Origin of the sequence: Cedecea sp. AS113 (assembly GCF_037152415.1) — a bacterium.
GTDB lineage: Bacteria > Pseudomonadota > Gammaproteobacteria > Enterobacterales > Enterobacteriaceae > Cedecea.
This window is the reverse complement of sequence record NZ_JBBCMI010000071.1, coordinates 1-261: the sequence shown is the minus strand read 5'-3', so window position 1 is coordinate 261 and position 261 is coordinate 1. Positions and strand designations below refer to the sequence as shown.

Genomic DNA, 261 nt, shown 5'->3' with positions numbered 1-261 from the left:
GTAACAGTTTTCTCTGTATTTTCAATGAGTGTGCGTTCGGTAATCTCCGCCACAAGGGATAACGAAGAAGGAATACTGTCACGAAACGCCCTCATATCCCCTATAAACTCTCCTCTGGCGAGGTGCTCCGATGCAATATTTATGCTCAGATGAAACTCTCCCGTGGGGATCCACTCTTTAACATCATTAGCAATAAGCCTCATCAGGTGGCGCGTTAAGGGCCCCATCATTTTTTCTGACTCTGCCGCAGGAATGAACACG

1 protein-coding gene is annotated in these 261 nt (G+C 47.1%); it reads right to left on the bottom strand.

The features are described from left to right. Window positions 1-261, bottom strand: a 261-nt coding sequence (locus WFN87_RS24250; protein ID WP_336983984.1) for an EAL domain-containing protein, incomplete at both ends; no start/stop codon positions are given.